16 protein-coding genes are annotated in these 19787 nt (G+C 40.3%); 7 read left to right on the top strand and 9 right to left on the bottom strand.

The window, feature by feature from the left end; translation table 11 throughout:
• The first annotated feature begins 4 nt into the window (after positions 1–4).
• From BKK48_RS09425 to BKK48_RS09405, 5 genes are all read left to right on the top strand, one after another.
• The gene (locus tag BKK48_RS09425) at positions 5–880 is read left to right on the top strand and encodes a hypothetical protein (protein WP_077428172.1); all 876 of its coding nucleotides are present in this window, start codon (positions 5–7) and stop codon (positions 878–880) included.
• Positions 881–892: 12 nt separating this feature from the next.
• Positions 893–2314, top strand: coding sequence for an exodeoxyribonuclease I (gene sbcB / locus BKK48_RS09420; protein WP_077428170.1), 1422 nt, complete (start codon positions 893–895; stop codon positions 2312–2314).
• Positions 2315–3261: 947 nt separating this feature from the next.
• Positions 3262–3750 (top strand): non-heme ferritin, encoded by a 489-nt coding sequence (ftnA, locus tag BKK48_RS09415; protein WP_077428168.1) that lies wholly within the window; start codon positions 3262–3264, stop codon positions 3748–3750.
• A 19-nt stretch (positions 3751–3769) separates the two neighbouring features.
• Positions 3770–4270 (top strand): non-heme ferritin, encoded by a 501-nt coding sequence (ftnA, locus tag BKK48_RS09410; RefSeq protein ID WP_077428166.1) that lies wholly within the window; start codon positions 3770–3772, stop codon positions 4268–4270.
• Positions 4271–4434: 164 nt separating this feature from the next.
• Entirely contained in the window at positions 4435–5268 is an 834-nt protein-coding gene (locus BKK48_RS09405; protein ID WP_077428164.1) for a DUF4198 domain-containing protein, read from the top strand.
• A gap of 38 nt (positions 5269–5306) precedes the next feature.
• Here the strand turns inward: BKK48_RS09405 and topA are convergent, their stop codons facing one another.
• Positions 5307–7913 (bottom strand): type I DNA topoisomerase, encoded by a 2607-nt coding sequence (gene topA, locus BKK48_RS09400; RefSeq protein WP_077428162.1) that lies wholly within the window; start codon positions 7911–7913, stop codon positions 5307–5309.
• A 96-nt stretch (positions 7914–8009) separates the two neighbouring features.
• Here topA and BKK48_RS09395 point away from each other — a divergent pair, with 96 nt between their 5' ends.
• Entirely contained in the window at positions 8010–8903 is an 894-nt protein-coding gene (locus BKK48_RS09395) for a LysR family transcriptional regulator (RefSeq protein WP_077428160.1), read from the top strand.
• Positions 8904–9078: 175 nt separating this feature from the next.
• Here BKK48_RS09395 and smrB read toward each other — a convergent pair whose 3' ends face one another.
• Positions 9079–9582, bottom strand: coding sequence for an endonuclease SmrB (gene smrB, locus BKK48_RS09390; RefSeq protein ID WP_077428158.1), 504 nt, complete (start codon positions 9580–9582; stop codon positions 9079–9081).
• A 94-nt stretch (positions 9583–9676) separates the two neighbouring features.
• Between smrB and prmB the strand changes: the two genes are divergently transcribed.
• On the top strand, positions 9677–10621 hold the full coding sequence (prmB, locus tag BKK48_RS09385) for a 50S ribosomal protein L3 N(5)-glutamine methyltransferase (RefSeq protein ID WP_077428156.1): 945 nt from the start codon (positions 9677–9679) through the stop codon (positions 10619–10621).
• 55 nt (positions 10622–10676) lie between these two features.
• Here prmB and cysB read toward each other — a convergent pair whose 3' ends face one another.
• The 7 genes from cysB to sucA all read right to left on the bottom strand — a co-directional run bounded on the left by cysB (position 10677) and on the right by sucA (position 19721).
• Positions 10677–11648: an HTH-type transcriptional regulator CysB gene (cysB, locus tag BKK48_RS09380; protein WP_077428154.1), complete on the bottom strand. Its 972-nt coding sequence runs from the start codon at positions 11646–11648 to the stop codon at positions 10677–10679.
• 9 nt (positions 11649–11657) lie between these two features.
• Positions 11658–12674 (bottom strand): 23S rRNA pseudouridine(2605) synthase RluB, encoded by a 1017-nt coding sequence (rluB, locus tag BKK48_RS09375; protein WP_077428152.1) that lies wholly within the window; start codon positions 12672–12674, stop codon positions 11658–11660.
• A 40-nt stretch (positions 12675–12714) separates the two neighbouring features.
• Positions 12715–13338, bottom strand: coding sequence for an L-threonylcarbamoyladenylate synthase (locus BKK48_RS09370; protein WP_077428150.1), 624 nt, complete (start codon positions 13336–13338; stop codon positions 12715–12717).
• A 123-nt stretch (positions 13339–13461) separates the two neighbouring features.
• A complete protein-coding gene (gene sucD / locus BKK48_RS09365; protein WP_077428148.1) occupies positions 13462–14331 on the bottom strand; it encodes a succinate--CoA ligase subunit alpha in 870 nt (289 codons plus the stop codon).
• A complete protein-coding gene (sucC, locus tag BKK48_RS09360; protein ID WP_077428146.1) occupies positions 14331–15500 on the bottom strand; it encodes an ADP-forming succinate--CoA ligase subunit beta in 1170 nt (389 codons plus the stop codon). The genes sucD and sucC overlap by 1 nt, the downstream gene beginning before the upstream one ends.
• 100 nt (positions 15501–15600) lie before the next feature.
• On the bottom strand, positions 15601–16830 hold the full coding sequence (gene odhB / locus BKK48_RS09355; protein WP_077428144.1) for a 2-oxoglutarate dehydrogenase complex dihydrolipoyllysine-residue succinyltransferase: 1230 nt from the start codon (positions 16828–16830) through the stop codon (positions 15601–15603).
• Positions 16831–16913: 83 nt separating this feature from the next.
• A complete protein-coding gene (sucA, locus tag BKK48_RS09350) occupies positions 16914–19721 on the bottom strand; it encodes a 2-oxoglutarate dehydrogenase E1 component (protein ID WP_077428142.1) in 2808 nt (935 codons plus the stop codon).
• Between the last annotated feature and the right edge of the window lie 66 nt (positions 19722–19787).

Below are 19787 nucleotides of genomic sequence, written 5' to 3'. Positions count from 1 at the left end.
TATTATGCACAATCTTATTCTTGCGATTTTTTGTAGTGTTGCCGTTTCTGTACTCCTTAAAGTGGCACGTAGAAAAAACATCATCATCGAACAGGCTATTGCCTTCAATTATATTGTTGCGATTACCCTCAGTTATTTTCTATTAAAACCTGATTTTAAAGGGCTTGCCTTTACTGATTTCATTGCGCAAAGTGAACATTCTCCCATCTTTTTGGCCTTAGGACTATTGCTGCCAAGTGTATTTATTATTATGTCAAAAGCCGTAGAGTTTGCGGGGATCGTTCGTTCTGATGCGGCACAGCGCCTTTCTTTATTCCTTCCTATCTTAGCTGCATTTTTAATTTTCAACGAAACACTAAGCCAATCAAAAATCGTCGGGATTTTTCTCGCCTTTATTGGGCTATTTTGTTTGCTGACGAAACCTAACCAAGGACAAAGTGCGGTCAATTTTAAGGGCGTTTTAGGCTTAATTGGCGTGTGGTTCGGCTATGGCATTATTGATATTTTATTTAAGCAAGTCGCCAAAAGCGGGGGCGCATTTCCGGCAACGTTATTTATTTCCTTCTCGCTTGCTGCTTGCGTAATGTTTATCTATTTAGTGCTGAAAAGAACACAATGGACCGTACCAAGTTTTCTGGGCGGGTTGCTTTTAGGCGTATTAAATTTCTTTAATATTCTCTTTTATATTAAAGCACATCAAAGTTTCGGCACTAACCCGACATTAGTTTTTGCTGGAATGAACATCGGGGTAATTTGTCTTGGTACGATTACCGGTGCGCTTATCTTTAAAGAGAAAATTAGCAAAATCAATGGATTAGGTATTCTATTTAGTTTAAGTGCAATTTTTTGCTTATACTATCTAGACAAATTCATCCTTTAAAAAGAGAGTAGTATGGCAAATAATTTTAGCTTCTTTATTTATGATTATGAAAGCTTTGGTATTAGCCCGGCAAAAGATCGCCCTGCGCAGTTTGCCGGTATTCGTACCGATGCCGATTTTAATATTATCGGTGAGCCGGTAATGCTTTATTGTAAGCAAACCAACGATTATTTGCCTTCTCCTGAAGCGGTGATGGTCACCGGGATTACCCCCCAAGAATGTAATGAAAAAGGCATACCGGAACCAGAATTTGCAGAAAAAATTCTTGCGGAATTTTCAAAGCCAAACACCTGTGTAATGGGCTATAACAATATTCGTTATGATGATGAAATGACCCGTTATACTTTTTATCGAAATTTTATCGACCCTTATGAATATAGTTGGAAAAATGGTAATTCCCGATGGGATTTATTGGATTTAGTGCGTGCCTGTTATGCACTTCGTCCGGAAGGTATTCAATGGTGTGTTGATGAAGAGGGCGTACCCAATTTTAAATTGGAAAATCTTACCAAAGCGAATGGCATTGAACATGAAAATGCGCATGACGCGATGTCAGATGTCTATGCTACTATTGCAATGGCAAAATTAATCAAAGAAAAACAGCCTAAATTATTCCAATATTTCTTTGATAATCGTGGTAAAAAAGAAATAGAGAAGCTCATTGATACTGCCGAAATGACACCTCTCGTCCATGTTTCCGGTATGTTAGGTAATTATCGTGGAAATTGCACATGGATTGCGCCATTAGCTTGGCATCCCACTAATCAAAATGCCGTGATCGTTTGTGATTTGGCCGGTGATATTGATAATTTACTGGTAAAAAATGCAGATGAATTGCGTGATGATTTATATACTAAAAAATCTGAATTGGAAAAAAGGGAAGTGCCATCCGTTCCATTAAAACTGGTGCATATCAATAAATGCCCCATTCTGGCTCCGGCAAAAACCTTATTGCCAGAAAACGCAGAACGTTTAGGTATAGATCGTCAATTATGTTTGGAAAACCTGGCTAAATTGCGTGCTTCTTTTGATATTCGAGAAAAAGTAACGGATATATTTAGCCAAGAGCGTGAGTTTGAGCCAAGCGATAATGTGGAAACCGAGCTTTATAATGGCTTTTTTAGTTACGCAGATAAAAATAATATGGCGATTTTACGACAATTACCGGCTGAGAAATTGGCTGAGCACGGTTTAGCCTTTGAAGATAAGCGTATAGCAGAGTTGTTATTCCATTATCGAGCAAGACATTTTTATAAAACCTTAACACGCTCAGAGCAATTAAAATGGCAGAAATACCGCCAACGGAAATTAGAGCAAGGTGCCGTTGAGTTTGAAAAGAGTTTACAGCAGCTTGCTAATGAGCATGCTAACCATCCGGAAAAACTAGCCTTATTACAACAAATTTATGAATATGGGGTTAAATTACTCAGTTAAATTGTGACAACATCACAAGATGAAAGCATATTCGTTCACCGAATATGCTTTTTTAATGCCAAACATATCAATTCTCAAATAACTTTTCAGATTGATTTCTTGCTCATCGTTAAACTTATTTTAGAAGCCATAACAAATACCTTTTAAAAGGTGAGAGAAAACCACCAACTTTTCACATCATTTATCGCATTTAAAGATTAACCACTTTTTTATGAGATATTGATTTTTCCTAAATTATTTTCCATCTCTAATAAAAAAATAAGCACTTTACGCATCTCACCAAAACATAAGAAAACCTTTACAAAACACTGACACTCAATATTAACCATTCAATAAATCACAATAAGAAAGCGTTACAACGCTTGGAAATCACTTTATTTGTCTTGTTTAACTAGTATTTGTGACCTGTGTATAACTCTGTGATTTTATTAATCCGTAGTTTTCGCTCACCTTATCACTAATTTCGCATAATGCATATTATGTTAAATAATATGTTATGGTAAGTCACTTTTTATTTGGTGTTCTGTTGGCAAGTGAAATTCGTTTCCCCCACTATTTTTCAACAGATAAAAATGGCTGACTTTTTAGAAGGAAGCCTATTTTGATTTTTGCTGAATGTATTGATGATGTCTTAGCTGTTTTGAACGAAATCTTCTAAATTGAAACACTAAATTCAACCGCTTCGTTTCATGCTTCTTTTAAGGATTAACTCAAGGAGTTATTTGTGATGTAAGAATAAGGAAGATAATAATATGTCTATAATGTGACGCTGTTACAGAAATTAAAGTGGCTACGTTAATGAGAATTGATATTATTATTTTTTTATTTAAAATTAATGGGTTATGATATTAATTTTAAATATTGTATTGAAAATTCTCATTTGAAGCTCTAGAATAAAAAACCTAATTCAAGTCGTTTTTACTCACCAAAAGAAAAAGGAGTTGGTTATGCTTAATCAAGCAATTACAGACAAACTAAATGAGCAAATTAATCTCGAGTTCTACTCTTCTAATGTGTATTTGCAAATGAGTGCTTGGTGCTCAAAACAGGGTTATGAAGGTGCGGCAGCATTCTTGCTTCGTCATGCCGATGAAGAAATGGAACATATGCAAAAGTTATTCCAGTATGTGAGCGAAACAAGCGGTATGCCACTTTTAGGAAAAATTGAAGCCCCTAAAAATGACTATCAGTCGCTGAAAGAAATATTTGAAATCACACTTGAACATGAGAAATTTGTAACATCAAAAATTAATGAATTGGTTGAAGTCACTTTTGCCCATAAAGACTACTCTACATTTGATTTTTTACAGTGGTATGTGGCAGAACAACACGAAGAAGAAAAATTATTCAGTAGTATTATTGATAAATTTAACCTTGTGGGCGACGATGGTAAGGGGTTATATTTCATCGATCGTGATTTAGCAACATTGGAATAAGACATTAAGGAGAAATAAAATGTTATCAGCAAACGTAATAAAATTATTAAACGATCAAATGAATTTAGAGTTTTATTCTTCTAATTTATACCTTCAAATGAGCGCATGGTGTGATCAACAGGGTTTCGAAGGTGCGGCAAAGTTTTTGTCTGCACATGCGGCTGAAGAAATGCAACATATGCGTAAATTATTTACCTATTTGAACGAAACCGGCGCATTAGCCGTGATTTCAGCAATCGAAGCCCCTGCTCATGAATATAAATCCTTAAAAGAAGTAATTGAAATCACTTATGAGCATGAGAAATTCATTACAGGTAAAATCAACGAGTTAGTTGGACGTACTTTTGAAGAAAAAGACTATTCTGCTTTTAATTTTTTACAGTGGTATGTGGCAGAACAGCATGAAGAAGAAAAATTATTCAGCGGAATTTTAGATAAATTGAATTTGCTTGGTGATGATGGCAAAGGATTATTCCTAATTGATAAAGATTTAGGCAAATTGGCTGAAACAACTCTTTAAAACATCAGTATTTTATAAAGTGCGGTCATTTAACATGAAGTTTTATGGCCGCCTTTTTGTGATCGATTTCACAAATCAAAAGAAAACTACTCGCTTCTTCTCGACTTTTCCTCTATATTTCTACCCCATTTTTAGTAAATGATTTTCATTTAAAGGAGAAAATAATGAAAAAGAATTTTATTGTCGCTCTAACCCTTTGTATCGGTACTGTGCAAGCTCACGAAGTTTGGGTGTCCGCACCGCAACAACTAAAAGAAGGCAATATTTTAAAAGCCGAGCTAGCTTACGGAGACTACCCCTATGTTGAAAAAATCCCAGAGGCCCGCCTATCTATTTTTGCGCCGATGGAAATTATCAACCAAGATGGTGTCCATCAGCCCCTAGTCCAAAAAGGTGAAAATTATCAATATCAGTCAGAAAAACCTTTAAATACGGGTTCTTACTGGATTACTGCAACCTACAAACCGACTTTTTGGTCGCAAAATGCTGAGGGTTGGAAAATGGACAATATGCAAGGAACATCAAATGCCACTTATTGTGAGCAAACTCAAATGTTTGGCAAAAGCCTTGTGACGGTGGGAAAACAGCCTTTAAATGCAGAAATGGCCATGACCCGTATCGGACTACCCCTTGAAATTGTCCCATTAAAAGATCCTAGCCTAGCAAAATCAGGCGAAGCCTTCCCTGTTCAAATTTTCTATAATGAAATGCCATTAGCGGGAGAAACAGTTATTGCTACGGCAGATACTGTTATTGTGAAAGATTTAGAGGCGGCTACGGGTCATCGTGAGCCTCAAGGCTTTTCCGGTAAAACAGATAGCCAAGGGCGTGTGAATATCATTCCGTTAATTGACGGGATTTGGAAAATAAAAGTCGTTCATAAAACGCCATTTGCCGATCAACATATTTGCCAATATTCAGCGAATTATTCAACCTTAATTTTTCCGGTGGGAAAAGGTTTGGATAAACTCCCTCCAAAACCTGAACATCACCACTAAAACAAAAGTGCGGTTAATTTTAACCGCACTTTTATCTTCTATTTTTTTCGCTCAATCCATTTTCCGTCAATAAAATCAACAATCCACTTTGTTGCTTTACCGTTTTTTTCTGAAGTCACATATTGTTTTTTCTCTTTACGGCTAAAACGAATAATCGCTTCATTTCCTTCAGGATCTTTTAGCGGTGCATCAGCAAGATAAGCTAATTTTTCCGGTAAACGTTCCCGATACAACGCAAGCTCTGCCACTTTTGCAGGGCGGGTTTCCCGTGATTTAGGGAAATTATGGGCAGACATAAACACCCCACTTGCACCGTCACGCAACACAAAATAAGCATCCGATTTTTCGCATTTTAATTCAGGGAAATGTACCGGTTCTTCTTTTGGCGGGGCCAGTTCGCCATTTTTCAAAATTTTTCGTGTATTATCACATTTTGTGCAAGCCATATATTTGCCGAAACGACCTAATTTCAAGTGCATATCCGCACCGCATTTGTCACATTCAACAATTGGCCCGTCATAGCCTTTAATCTTAAAAGAGCCCTCTTCAATTAAATAGCCATCGCAATTTGGATTGTTACCACAAATATGAATTTTACGATTAGCATCAATAACATAGCTGTCCATTGCTGTACCACATTTTGGACAACGTTTACGCTCCATCAACGCTTTTGTTTCGGAAGATTCATCTAATACATTCAGTAATTCCGCTTCAGGAATTAAATTAATCGTAGTTTTGCAACGCTCTTTAGGCGGTAAAGCATAGCCGGTACAACCTAAAAATACCCCGGTGCTGGCCGTACGAATCGCCATATTTCTACCACAAGTCGGACATTTAATATCTGTTTCCACCAAACTATTCGGACGCATGCCGCCTTCAAGTTCATCTAATTCTGCTTTTGATAATTGATTGGAAAAGTCTTTGAAAAATTGATTCAATTCCGTTTTCCAATTTGCCGAACCTGAAGCGATTTGATCCAGCACATTTTCCATATTGGCGGTGAAATCATAATTCATCAAATCACCAAAGGATTCATTAAGCCTATCGGTAACGATTTCGCCCATTTTTTCAGCATAAAAACGGCGATTTTCGGTTCTCACATAGCCACGTTCTTGAATAGTGGAAATAATTGCCGCATAAGTGGAAGGACGACCAATTCCCCGCTTTTCTAGTTCTTTGACTAAAGCAGCTTCAGTAAAACGAGCCGGCGGCTTAGTGAAATGCTGAGTTGGTTGCACTTCTTTTAAGGCCAATTTTTCAGCAACATTGACTTCTGGTAATTCTTGATCTTCAGGATTTTTTCCGATTTGTGGTAAGACTTTCGTCCAACCATCGAAACGTAAAATTCGCCCTTTTGCTTTTAGTGTATAATCGCCAGCAGTGACAGTGAGTGTGCTGCTATCATATTGTGCCGGTGGCATTTGGCAGGCTAAGAATTGACGCCAAATCAAATCATAAAGACGCACGGCATCTTTATCCATTCCTTCTAGATGTTCCGGGAGTGTGTTCACATCTGATGGGCGAATCGCTTCATGGGCTTCTTGGGCATTTTCTTTGCTTGAATAAAAATTCGGTTTTGTCGGTAAATACTGTGCACCAAAACGATGTTCAATATAGTGACGAGCCATATTGAGCGCATCTTGACTTAAATTTGTCGAGTCAGTACGCATATAAGTGATATACCCCGCTTCATAAAGACGTTGAGCCAGCATCATGGTTTTTTTCACACCAAAACTCAAACGGGTACTCGCTGTTTGTTGCAATGTTGAAGTAATAAAAGGCGCACGAGGGCGTGAACTGGTGGGTTTGGTATCTAAATCTGTGACAACGTAATCTGAAACACTGAGAAAATCGACCGCACTTTGTGCCGCTTTCTGATTTTTAGGATCAAATTTTTTGCCTTTATACTCTACGACATCCAAACGGATATTTTCTTTACCTAAGGTTTGAGTGAGAACGGCAACTTCCCAATATTCTTCCGGTTGGAATGCTTTAATTTCCCGTTCACGTTCGACCAAGAGTTTTACTGCAACAGATTGTACACGTCCGGCAGATAACCCCCGAGCGACTTTTTTCCATAAAAGTGGCGAAACCATGAAACCCACAACCCGATCTAAAAATCGACGGGTTTGCTGCGCATTGACACGATCCATATTTAAGTGTTCCAGTTTCTCGAAGGCTTGTTTTATCGCATTTTTGGTAATTTCATTAAACACCACACGACTAAAACGTTCATCATCACCACCAATCACTTCTCGTAAATGCCAAGCAATGGCTTCCCCTTCTCTATCCAAATCGGTGGCGAGATAAATATGATCGGCTTTTTTGGCGAGATTTTTTAATTCAGCGACAACTTTTTCTTTCCCCGGCAAAATTTGATAATTCGCTTTCCAATCATGATAAGGGTCAATTCCCATTCGTTTTACCAGCGCATTACGTTCTTTCTCTGCTTTTACCTTTGCTTTTTCGTCAGCACTCATCCCTTTAGTTGAGATGGGTTTGGCTTTTTCACCGGTGCTTGTCCCCACGGTGGGTAAATCACGAATATGCCCTACACTGGATTTCACTACATATTGATTACCCAGATATTTATTAATGGTTTTCGCTTTTGCCGGTGACTCGACAATCACCAAAGATTTACTCATTTGATTACCTAATTTTTGCTAGCATTTTGTAAAATTGGCGGTATAGTGCAAAGTTACGCTAGCAAAATCAAGTTTTTTTTGAAAAAAGGGATATAAATGGACAAACTCAATGCGATTTCTGTTTTTTGCAAAGTTGTCGAAACACAAAGTTTTACGCAAGCAGCAACACAACAAAATATGTCAGTCGCGATGGCAAGCAAATTAGTTTCTCAGTTGGAAGAACATCTTAAAACCCGTTTGTTACAACGTACTACAAGAAAGATTATGCCCACAGAAGCCGGTATGATGTATTACCAACGTTGCCAAGGTATTTTGCAGGATTTAGATGAAGCCGATGCAAGTATCAGCAACATGACAACAACCCTACAAGGTAACCTGTTGATTTCTGTTCCTCGAGATTTTGGGTTATTATTCATCTCCCCTAATCTTCCGATGTTTATTGCGGCACACCCTAATTTACATGTTGAAGTGGAATTTAACGATAAAAAAATCGATTTACTGGCGGAAGGCTATGATCTTGCTTTACGCATTGGCTATATGCAAGACAGTTCTTTAGTGGCTCGTAAAATCAGCACTTCTACCATTCACTTTGCAGCCTCTCCCCGTTATCTTGAGCGATATGGTATACCCAGCTCCCCGAATGACTTAGAACAACATGAAGGATTACTTTATAAAAGCACATTAAACCAAGTGAATTGGCAAGGTGCACGGCCAAACCAAACTCAGCGTTTTAAAATTAAATCAAAAGTCGTAAGCAATAATGGCCTCGCCCTTTTAGATATGGCAAAAGCAGGGCTTGGCATTGTGAATTTACCCCATTTTATTTTAGATGATGCTTTTAAAACAGGGGAATTAGTGGAAATTTTACCGGAATACAAACAACAAGAATTGGAAATTCATGTTGTTTATCCAAACCGCCGACATTTACCGGCAAAAGTGCGGGCATTTATTGAATTTTTAACCAGTTTAGGGCTTTGCACTGAAATTTGATTTCGGGTTATTTGTAGGATGAATAAACTCAGTGTGTACATTATAAAATCAATGTTTAAACGGACACACCCAATGTGTCCTACTCTAGTTTGCTTTGGGCATTTCTACATCATTTTGAAAACATACTCAAAATTGACCGCACTTTTACTTGATCTTCCTTTATAGAAAAAGAAAATTATACCTCGACTAAAATCAAAATTGCCGCATCGCCGCCCCATTCTCTTGGGGCTTGATGCAATGCACGCACTTTGGGATGTTGAACCAACCAACGGGGAATTTGTTTTTTTAAAGTAAAAGAGCCGTAGCCGGTCATAATGCTGGCGCAATCTATTCGCTCACTTTCACAGGCAAGCAATAATGCAGCAAGCTCCATTTTAGCTTGTTCACGGGTTAAACCGTGCAAGTCTAAAAAGAGCTCGGGAGAAAAATCCCCACGACGTAATTGCTTCAATAAATGCGAATCCTCCCCTTCACGAAGGTATTTTACAATCCCATCATTTTCATTGAGCAACGGCTCATATTCATCGGAAAAATAAAATAAGGTATCTTCTTTTTCTCGAATATCACGCAAATAAGACTTTTTTTGACCACTCTTTTGGCGTGGTGCAATAATAGTATCCTGTTTAATGGGTTTAATCCCTTTCGTTTCAGCACGAAATAACTCAAATTCTTCTTGCATTTTTCTTACTCATTTCAAATTTGGCGTATCATATCATAGTTATCCTCCACACCTTGTGGTATAACTAGGCAAATTTTTTTATAAGGAAAAGACGATGGAAACCACATACAATCAAGAATTGGTAGCAACAATTTTAGAAGATAATGTTGCCCATGAACTTCATACCATTCAAGATTTTCTCCGTTGGACATATAGTGTATTCAACCGTTCTGATATTTACTATGGACAAGGCTATGATAATGCTTGGGATGAAAGCCTTCAACTGGTGCTTGCCGGTTTACAATTGCCGATTGATTTTCCCACCGAATTATTCCCGAGTCGTTTGACTCCGTCAGAAAAAGAAAGTCTCATTCAGTTGGTTTTAACCCGTATCGAACAGCGTGTTCCTGTGGCTTATCTCACAAACAGTGCCTGGTTTTGTGGCCATGAGTTTTATGTGGATGAACGCACGATTATTCCTCGTTCTCCGATTAGTGCGCTCATTCAAGAGCGTTTTGAAGGTGTAGCAAAACAAACACCACAGCACATTCTTGATCTTTGCACCGGCAGTGGTTGTATTGCGATTGCCTGCGCGTATGCATTCCCTGATGCAGAAGTGGATGCGGTGGATTTATCTGTTGATGCGCTCAATGTGGCAGAAATCAATATTGCCCGCCATCAAATGGAACATCGAGTTTTCCCGATTCAATCAAATTTATTTGAGAATATTGCAGGGCAGAAATACGATCTTATCGTAACCAATCCCCCTTATGTGGATGAAGACGATCTTGCGGATATGCCGGAAGAGTTTCATTTTGAACCTGAACTTGCTTTGGGTTCAGGGAAAGATGGTTTGGACATCACGAAACAAATTTTAAAACAAGCACCGGATTATTTAACGGAAAACGGTGTATTGGTTTGTGAGGTAGGAAACAGCATGGTCAGCCTCATTGAACAGTACCCTGATATCCCCTTTGACTGGGTTGAACTCAAAAATGGCGGTTTGGGCGTGTTTGCTATAAGCCGTGAAGAATTAGTGAAATATCAGGCGTTATTTTAATATTAAAAGCGATCAATATTCTCTTTGAATTTTGACCGCTTTTTTATAAATGTGGCTATTTTACTTCCAATTCCACATTATCAAATAATTTTTTCACCTCATTGTTATCTCGTAATTTCTCGGCTTTTTCCACCATAGGGCGGGTAAGGTGCGGTGAAAAATATTCGATAAAATCATACATATAGTTACGCAAAAAGGTACTTTGTTTAAAAGCGATTTGCGTCATACTGGAGCGGAATAAATGGCTGGCATCGATAGCAACAAGATCATGATCAAGCAGGGTATGCGCCATACTTGCCATAATGCCAACCCCTAGCCCTAGACGTACATAGGTTTTTATGACATCAGCATCGGTCGCCGTAAAAACGATATTCGGCAAAATGCCGGCTGCATTGAAAGCATAGTCTAAATCCGATACCCCGGTAAAACCAAAAGTATAGGTAACCAGTGGGTATTGCCCGAGTTCTTCAATAGTGAGGTTTTTCACTTTTGCTAAGGGGTGATCGGATTTTACGATAGCAGAACGATTCCACAAATAGCAAGGCAATTGAATGAGATCATCAAACAAATAGGCGGCTTCCGTGGTGATTGCCAAATCCACTTCTCCAGACATAAGTGCATCATGAATTTGTGTTGGTGAGCCTTGATGAATATGTAAACTGACATCAGGATATTGTTTAGAGAAGCGTTCAATCACCGAAGGTAACACATAGCGGGCTTGGGTATTGGTTGTGGCAATACGCAATACACCATGATCAGGGCGGGTATATTCGTAGGCAACAGATTTAATGCTTTCTGCTTTTACCAACAATTCTCGGGCAATAGAAATGATTTTTTTCCCGGCAGGCGTAACGGATTTAATATGTTTTCCATTACGCTCAAAAATTTCTAGGCCGAGTTCATCTTCCAATAAACGTACCTGCTTGCTGATCCCAGGTTGTGAGGTATAAAGTGCATTTGCTGCTTCTGTCACATTCAAATTTTGATTCACTATTTCCACAATATAGCGAAGTTGTTGCATTTTCATCGCAGACCCCTATTTTTTATAACGTTTTCCCAATTCAGTGTAACGTTTTACCGCTTTACGAATCTGCCCTGATTTTGGCCGACGGCGAGCTTTGGTTACATCAAGTTTGCTTTCTGTTTCCGGAGGTAATCCCACTAATCCTCTCAGATAGTTCACTTTCTCAAGATCCATTTCTTCCCATCCGCCCCGTGGCAAACCTTTCATTAATTGAATATTGCCATAACGAATACGAATCAAACGGCTGACTTGAATACCTTGTGATTCCCACAGACGGCGTACTTCACGATTACGTCCTTCTGTTAAGGTCACGTCATACCATTGATTCATACCGACCCCACCGGTAAATTTAATTTCCTTAAAATTTGCCGGGCCGTCTTCAAGCTGCACCCCTTTGCGTAAACGAGCCAACATCACGTCATCCACTTGTCCGAACACACGCACGGAATATTCACGCTCCACTTCACGGCTTGGGTGCATAAGGCGGTTTGCCAATTCACCATCGGTGGTAAATAATAATAATCCCGAGGTGTTAATATCCAAACGACCCACCGCAATCCAACGAGCACCATTCAAACGGGGTAAACGATCAAATACGGTTGCACGCCCTTCCGGATCACTCCGTGTGCAAAGTTCCCCTTCCGGTTTGTAATACATCAACACACGACACATTTCTTTTTGTGCCTGCTGAAGATTAATAATGCGGCCGTCAATACGCACTTTTACCCCGGAATGCACATCAATGCGATCACCCAGAGTGGCCATTTTTCCATCGACACTGACCCGATTTTCCGCAATCATCGCTTCAATTTCACGGCGTGATCCTTGCCCAGCACGAGCCAAAACTTTCTGTAATTTTTCCCCTTCTGCTTTCGGCTTCATTTGTTGTGGGGAGGATTTTCTTTTCGTTGGAAATGCTTTGTCCAAAATAGCCTCTTGAGCTGTATTTTTACGCTCAAAGTGCGGTCGATTTTCCTGACGTTTTTCGTGATGTTGATGGGTGTTTTTTCTTGATTGGTTGGTTTTCATTGTATTTCCTTTGTCGCTTTCACAAGCGTCTTGGTATAAGTTAAATAAAGGGGGCGGTAGAACCGCTGCCTTCACGCAAAATAACCGGTGTATCTTCGGTTAAATCCACCACTGTGGTGGGATCTTGCCCCAAATAACCGCCATGAATGATTAAATCTACTTGGTGTTCTAAACGTTCCCGAATCTCTTCAGGATCAGATTGAGTAAGGTATTCTTCCCCGGGTAACATCAAAGAACAGGAAAGAATAGGCTCGCCCAATGTTCTGAGTAAATCTAAGGCGATTTGATTATCCGGTACTCGTAAACCAATGGTTTTTCGTTTCGATGTCATTAAACGACGTGGTAATTCTTTTGTTGCGGTCAGAATAAAGGTATAACGCCCCGGCGTATTATTTTTGATTAAACGGTAAGCAACATTACTCACTGTAGCGTAATGAGAAAGCTCGGATAAATCACGACACACCAAGGTAAAATTATGCCCTTCCGGTAATTGACGAATCGCAATAATACGATCCATCGCCTGTTTATCTCCTAGCATACAACCTAATGCATAACCGGAATCGGTAGGATAGACAATCACCCCGCCTTTACGCAAAATTTCCACTGCTTGATTGATTAAACGAACCTGTGGATTTTCAGGATGAATATAAAAAAACTGACTCATCATTTTTCCTTTAAAAAATACCGCCGAGATTATACACCTTTTAATCACTAGGTTATAAAAACTTGTGATAAAAAACCGCACGTTGAACAGATTATCAAAGTGCGGTCATTTCTTAATGTGTTTTTAGCTCAGTAATGTTCTTAATGCAGAGCCAATTTCTGCTAAGCTTCTTACTGTTTTCACCCCTGCACCTTCAAGCGCAGCAATTTTATCTTCAGCCGTCCCTTTCCCGCCACTGATAATGGCTCCGGCGTGTCCCATACGTTTTCCTTTTGGTGCGGTAACGCCTGCAATATAGCCCACCATTGGTTTGGTAATGTGGTCTTTAATATAAGCAGCCGCTTCTTCTTCGGCAGAACCACCGATTTCACCAATCATCACGATGGCTTCGGTTTCAGGATCATTTTGGAAACGTTTTAAAATATCAATAAAACTTGAACCGGGAATCGGATCGCCCCCAATCCCCACACAAGTGGATTGTCCAAAGCCCTCATCGGTGGTTTGTTTTACTGCTTCATAAGTTAAGGTACCGGAACGGGACACAATGCCAATTTTCCCTTTTTTATGAATATTTCCCGGCATAATCCCTATTTTACATTCTTCAGGGGTAATCACTCCCGGGCAGTTAGGACCAATCATAATGACCCCGCTTTCATGTAATTTCTGTTTTACCGTAAGCATATCCAGCGTAGGAATACCTTCAGTTATACAGACAATCAATTGAATTCCTGCATCAATGGCTTCTAAAATCGCGTCTTTACAAAATGGGGCAGGCACATAAATCATCGTGGCTGTCGCACCTGTTGCTTCAACGGCCTCTCGTACCGTATTAAATACCGGCAAGCCTAAATGGGTAGTCCCCCCTTTATTGGGGGATACACCCCCGACTAATTTTGTGCCATAGGCAATGGCTTGCTCGGAATGAAATGTGCCCTGAGCACCGGTAAACCCTTGGCAAATGACTTTCGTTTCTTTATTAATTAATATCGACATCACTTTTCTCCTTTCGCTGCATTCACCACGGCTTGTGCTGCCTCTTGTAAACTATTGGCTGCGATTAAATTCACGCCACTTTCCGACAGAATTTTACGCCCTAATTCAGCATTCGTTCCTTCTAAACGCACCACCACAGGGACTTCAACGCCCACTTCTTGAATGGCGGCGATCACCCCTTCAGCGATGAGATCACAACGGACAATTCCGCCAAAAATATTCACTAAAATCGCTTTTACTGCCTCATCAGTCAGAATGATTTTGAAGGCTTCAGCGACACGTTCTTTTGTCGCCCCCCCTCCCACATCAAGGAAATTTGCCGGCTCTCCGCCATAGAGTTTAACAATATCCATTGTGCCCATAGCCAACCCCGCTCCATTGACCATACAGCCGATATTGCCCTCTAAGGCCACATAATTTAACTGATGTTTTTCTGCTTCGGCCTCACGCAAGTCACTTTGGCTTAAATCTCGCAAAGCCAATAAATCTTTATGACGGAATAAGGCGTTATCATCAATGGCGACTTTTGCATCCAAGCAAACCAAATTGCCTTGTTTTGTGATGACAAGGGGGTTAACTTCTAAAAGAGAAAGGTCTTTTTCTACAAATAATTTTGCTAATTGCACAAAGAGATGAACAAATTGTTTATTTTGCTCGCCACTTAACCCTAATTTAAAGGCTAATTCCCGCCCTTGATAAGGCATTCCACCGATTAGAAGATCAATTGATTGGGTATGAATTAAATGGGGGGTATCTCGCGCAACTTCTTCAATATTCACTCCTCCGGCACAAGAGGCCATAAACCGGATTTTTTGGGTTGAGCGATCAATAACAGCACCAAGATAAAGTTCTTTATCAATATCACAGGTTTCTTCAATATAGATACTGTTCACCGGTTGACCATGCTTATCCGTTTGAAAGGTCACTAAGCGATGACCTAACCATTTTTTGGCAAAAGCTCGGGCTTGTTCTGCATTATGTACTAATTGAACCCCACCTGCTTTGCCCCGCCCGCCGGCATGGACTTGACATTTTGCCACCCAAGTATCACCGTTAAGCTGAAAAGGTGCCATGGCGGCATCTTCAACCGAATGACAAATCACCCCATCGCTGACCGGTAATCCATATTCTTTAAAAAGCTGTTTTGCTTGATATTCATGTAGATTCATTTATTTCCCCCGCATTTTCTCTGTATGTGATAAGCCATCTGAAAGTATCATATTTTTGCTAAAAAACAAAAGTGCGATCAAAATTGACCGCACTTTTTGCCTAGATTTCTAAAAGTAATCTTGTCGGATCTTCTAATAATTCTTTAATTGTCACTAAGAAACCAACGGATTCTTTGCCATCAATTAATCGGTGATCATAAGAAAGTGCCAAATACATCATAGGACGAATGACGACTTCACCATTCAGTGCAATCGGACGCTCTTTAATGGCATGCATACCTAAAATGGCACTTTGTGGTGGGTTAATAATCGGTGTGGACATTAAAGAACCGAACACCCCACCATTGGTAATGGTGAAATTACCGCCTGTTAAATCGTCCACGGTTAACTTTCCGTCCCGCCCTTTTTCTGCAAGGGTTTTAATTTGTTTTTCAATTTCCACCATACTGAGCTTATCACAATTACGCAGCACCGGTGTAACTAGCCCTCGTGGTGTGGAAACGGCAATGCTAATATCAAAATAGTTATGGTAAACAATATCATCACCATCAATCGAGGCATTGACTTCCGGATAACGTTTTAAGGCTTCGACAACGGCTTTAATATAAAAAGACATAAACCCTAAACGCACGCCATGTTGTTTATCAAATTTTTCACCGTAAGTTTTACGCAAATTTATTATCGGTTGCATATCCACTTCATTAAAGGTGGTGAGCATTGCTGTGCTGTTTTTGGCTTCCAGTAACCGTTCGGCGATACGTTTACGCAACCTTGTCATTGGAACACGTTTTTCAGAACGAGCACTGTATGCTACCGTGCTAATGGTATTTTGCTCTGTGGCGACCTGCTCTTTCACTTTTTGCGCATCTCGCTTAACAAGTTCACGTTCAATATCTTCACGAGTGAGCCTTCCTCCCACACCTGATCCTTGAATTTGTGAAGCGTCAAGATCATGCTCTGCCAATAAACGACGAATTGCCGGACTTTGATCCGCAGCGTTATTATGGCTATTTTCAATGGCCGCATTTTTACGATCGGCCGGTGTAGGCTCATTGGTTTCTTTTAGGGTTGCAGTACTCAGATCGCCGGCTTGTGCTATGGAAAGCAGGCCTAACACCTGTTTACTGACAACTGTTGCCCCTTCGGCCTGTAAAATTTCAGCAAGCACACCATCAGCTTGTGCCGGTACTTCCAACACCACTTTATCCGTTTCAATTTCGACTAAGATTTCATCACGTTTTACAACTTCACCGACTTTTTTATGCCATGTCGCCACTGTCGCATCAGCAACAGATTCCGGTAAATCAGGAACAAGAATTTCAATTGTCATAGTATTTCCTTTTTGTTTCTTAATTTTTTGTCGGGAAGAGTACGATTTCTTCCCGACAAATCTTTGTGATTTTTAACCGCACTTTACAATGTTAGCGCATCATCCACTAATTGTTTTTGCTGTTTCGTATGTAATGACATATAGCCCACCGCCGGAGAAGCTGATGCCGGACGCCCGGCGTAGTTGAGTTTCACTCCATCAGGAATAGAACTCTCAAAATTATGCTTACTGCTATACCAAGCCCCTTGGTTGAGTGGCTCTTCCTGACACCATACATAATCTTTCACATGGGTATAAGGTTCAAGGGCTTTTTTCACATCTTCATGAGGATAAGGGTAAAGCTGTTCAATACGAATAATCGCCACATCGGTTTGATGATTAGCACGGCGTTGTTCTAATAAATCATAATAGACTTTACCGGAACACAACACGACACGTTTAACCCCTTTCGGATCAAGCTCATCCACTTCGCCTATCACCGTTTGGAATTCGCCATTAGTGAGCTCTTCCAGAGTTGACACCGCTAAAGGATGGCGTAGTAAGGATTTTGGTGAAATAGCAATTAACGGCCGACGCATTTTACGCAATGCTTGACGGCGTAACATATGATAAACCTGTGCCGGGGTAGATGGGATACAAACTTGCATATTCTGCTCTGCACACAATTGTAAATAACGTTCCAACCGTGCAGAAGAATGCTCTGGTCCCTGTCCTTCATAACCATGTGGTAACAACATCACCAAACCACACATTCTTCCCCATTTTTGTTCGCCTGAACTGATAAATTGGTCAATTACAATTTGTGCCCCATTGGCAAAATCGCCAAATTGCGCTTCCCAAATGGTGAGTGTTTTTGGATCGGTGGTCGCATAACCATATTCAAAAGCCAGTACCGCTTCTTCCGACAGGACGGAATCCCACACTTCAAAACGTCCTTGATTGGCATGTAAATGGGTAAGCGGCACATAGCCTGTACCATCATTTTGGTTATGAACAACGGCATGACGATGGAAGAAGGTTCCCCGTCCGGCATCCTCACCGGATAAACGAACATTAACGCCCTCATCAAGCAAGGTGGCATAAGCCATGGTTTCCGCCATTCCCCAATCGAATAATTTTTCTTCTTGGTACATGGCTTTACGATCATTATAAATTTTCTCTACCCGAGGATGTGCCCGTAAACTTTCCGGATATTCGCAAACACGTTTAGCAAGCGTGGAAAAACGTGCTTTCGGGAAGGTATTTTCATAAGGCGATGTCCAGTCGTAATTGAGATATTGCAACCAATCCATTTTGGCGGTATCCATCTCACGCCATTCTGTCACAACACGATCACCGTTATCTAAGGCATCACGATAAAGATTCATCATTTCAATGGTTTGTTCTTCACTGAGCACGCCCTCTGCCACTAAGCGATCAGCATAGACTTTGCGAGGTGTCGGATGTTTTTTGATAATGCTATACATCATTGGCTGGGTAGCCAATGGCTCATCGGCTTCATTATGCCCATGACGACGATAAGAAATTAAATCAATGAAAATATCCCGTTTAAACAGGCTACGATATTCCACCGCCATACGGGCAGCAAAAGCCACCGCTTCCGGATCATCGCCATTAACATGGATAATCGGCGCTTGGATCATTTTCGCAATATCGGTGCAATATTCTGTGGAACGGGTGTCGTTCGGATTTGAGGTGGTAAAGCCGATTTGGTTATTGATTACGATACGAATTGTGCCGCCTACGGTATAACCTCGTGCATTGGACATATTTAAGGTTTCTTGTACCACACCTTGCCCTGCCACTGCGGAATCACCATGGACGGTAACGGCCAATACTTGGGCCCGTTCAAGATCGTTTCTCTTGGTTTGACGTGAGCGAACCGCCCCAATCACCACAGGGCTGACAATTTCTAAATGAGAAGGATTGAAAGCCAGAGTTAAATGAACCAAGTTATCTTCCACTGCAAAATCAGAAGAAAAACCTTGGTGATATTTCACATCACCTGTGCGATCGCCTGAATGTTTGCCGGCAAATTCATCAAATAAATCTTCCGGTTTTTTACCCAATACATTGACGAGCATATTTAGACGCCCACGGTGCGCCATACCCATTACAATATCTTTTACGCCTTGCTTACCTGCATGACGAATAATTTCTTTCATCAATGGAATAAAGGCATCACTCCCCTCTAAGGAAAAACGTTTTGCACCGGGGAATTTCGCCCCAAGATAACGTTCCAGTCCGTCTGCTGCGGTTAATTCATTAAGAAAATTAATTTTTTCTTGATGGGTAAAAAGCGGTTGATTTAAGCGACTTTCTAATTTGTTTTGAAGCCACATTTTTTGTTCCATATCCTGCACATGCATAAACTCTAAGCCAATAGAACCACAATAGGTTTCTTTCAGCATATCGTTTAATTCTGCAAGGGTGATGGTGTCACGTTGATAGACATAATGATTAATATTGAAGGTTTCGTTGAGATCTTGTTCCGTAAATCCATGATAACGGTAATCTAATTCCGGTACACTGGAGACTTTCCAACGATAATAGTTAAGGGGATCAAGGTTTGCTTCCAAATGACCTCGGAATCGATAAGCGTTAATAAACTGCAGCACTTTCACCAATTTTGCACTGGCTTCTGGGTCAATCACTGTTACGGTTTCTGCGTTATTTTCACGGGCTAAACGACGGAAATAATCACGCACCGGGGAGTGGGCTTGTTCAACGACAGTTGATTTTGGGAAGGAGTCGAACGTGGTTTTCCAACTTTCATCAATGGAATGTGGGTCATCCAAATAACGCTCGTATAATTCTTCGATATAGGCTTGGTTCGCACCACCTAATGCGGTTGTTGCCAACCATTCCTCAAAAGCCTTGTTTGGCTGCATATTCACCTCGAATAATTATCTATTAAATTCGCCACTCATTATACAATAGGATCAAAGATGTAAAAT

The sequence above is a fragment of the Rodentibacter heidelbergensis genome, assembly GCF_002000125.1.
Classification (GTDB): Bacteria; Pseudomonadota; Gammaproteobacteria; order Enterobacterales; family Pasteurellaceae; genus Rodentibacter; species Rodentibacter heidelbergensis.
This window is presented reverse-complemented; position numbering and strand designations above follow the sequence as displayed.

Excerpts from the sequence above, each read along its gene's own strand:
- prmB (WP_077428156.1), top strand. The coding sequence starts at position 9,677 with ATGGAAACCACATACAATCAAGAATTGGTAGCAACAATTTTAGAAGAT.
- BKK48_RS09425 (WP_077428172.1), top strand. The coding sequence starts at position 5 with ATGCACAATCTTATTCTTGCGATTTTTTGTAGTGTTGCCGTTTCTGTA.
- topA (WP_077428162.1), bottom strand. The coding sequence starts at position 7,913 with ATGAGTAAATCTTTGGTGATTGTCGAGTCACCGGCAAAAGCGAAAACC.
- sucD (WP_077428148.1), bottom strand. The coding sequence starts at position 14,331 with ATGTCGATATTAATTAATAAAGAAACGAAAGTCATTTGCCAAGGGTTT.
- ftnA (WP_077428166.1), top strand. The coding sequence starts at position 3,770 with ATGTTATCAGCAAACGTAATAAAATTATTAAACGATCAAATGAATTTA.
- rluB (WP_077428152.1), bottom strand. The coding sequence starts at position 12,674 with ATGAAAACCAACCAATCAAGAAAAAACACCCATCAACATCACGAAAAA.
- cysB (WP_077428154.1), bottom strand. The coding sequence starts at position 11,648 with ATGAAAATGCAACAACTTCGCTATATTGTGGAAATAGTGAATCAAAAT.
- BKK48_RS09395 (WP_077428160.1), top strand. The coding sequence starts at position 8,010 with ATGGACAAACTCAATGCGATTTCTGTTTTTTGCAAAGTTGTCGAAACA.
- sucA (WP_077428142.1), bottom strand. The coding sequence starts at position 19,721 with ATGCAGCCAAACAAGGCTTTTGAGGAATGGTTGGCAACAACCGCATTA.
- sucC (WP_077428146.1), bottom strand. The coding sequence starts at position 15,500 with ATGAATCTACATGAATATCAAGCAAAACAGCTTTTTAAAGAATATGGA.
- BKK48_RS09370 (WP_077428150.1), bottom strand. The coding sequence starts at position 13,338 with ATGAGTCAGTTTTTTTATATTCATCCTGAAAATCCACAGGTTCGTTTA.
- smrB (WP_077428158.1), bottom strand. The coding sequence starts at position 9,582 with ATGCAAGAAGAATTTGAGTTATTTCGTGCTGAAACGAAAGGGATTAAA.
- BKK48_RS09405 (WP_077428164.1), top strand. The coding sequence starts at position 4,435 with ATGAAAAAGAATTTTATTGTCGCTCTAACCCTTTGTATCGGTACTGTG.
- odhB (WP_077428144.1), bottom strand. The coding sequence starts at position 16,830 with ATGACAATTGAAATTCTTGTTCCTGATTTACCGGAATCTGTTGCTGAT.
- sbcB (WP_077428170.1), top strand. The coding sequence starts at position 893 with ATGGCAAATAATTTTAGCTTCTTTATTTATGATTATGAAAGCTTTGGT.
- ftnA (WP_077428168.1), top strand. The coding sequence starts at position 3,262 with ATGCTTAATCAAGCAATTACAGACAAACTAAATGAGCAAATTAATCTC.